Annotated in this window: 1 protein-coding gene; it reads right to left on the reverse strand. The window is 62.8% G+C overall.

The window, feature by feature from the left end:
- Positions 1 to 516, reverse strand: a 516-nt coding sequence (locus tag AACY52_RS30090; protein WP_339561345.1) for a hypothetical protein, incomplete at both ends; no start/stop codon positions are given.

Here is a 516-nt window from a genome sequence, read left to right on the forward strand (position 1 = left end):
TGGAACAGGCCCTCCAGCAGCTCCGCCTTGTCGGGGAAAATCTCGATCGCCGCCTCGACGTCCATCCATTTCGCGATGCCCTCATAGCGGACATCCTTGAAGTCGAAGCGGAAGGAGCGCGGGTCGTAGAAGTATTCGTCGCCAATGACCCATTCGATCCCGACATCAGGATCGCCCTTGTCACCTTTCTGCAGCACCAGCTGCACGCCGCCGATGCCGTCGATGCCGGTTTGCAGCAGCGTCCAGTAGTTGAGCGAGTTCTTGAACTGGTTGGCGTCGAGCACATAGCGCACGGTCTGCGTTGCGACCGCAGCCCCCGCCTCGCTCTTGGGATCGCGCCCTTCGGCCTTGGGATCGCAGCGCATGCGCTCGACGACGCCGACGATGCCGTTGATCTTGCGACCGACCCGGTTCCAGATTTGCACCGGCTGATGGCGCGCCTTCAGCACCCGCAGCTGTTCGGCCGTCAGTTGCGCGCCGTGATAGTAGCGACGGGAATCCTTCGCCTCCTCGACC

The sequence above is a fragment of the Pseudomonas sp. EA_65y_Pfl1_P113 genome, assembly GCF_963970525.1.
Taxonomy (GTDB): domain Bacteria; phylum Pseudomonadota; class Gammaproteobacteria; order Pseudomonadales; family Pseudomonadaceae; genus Aquipseudomonas; species Aquipseudomonas tritici.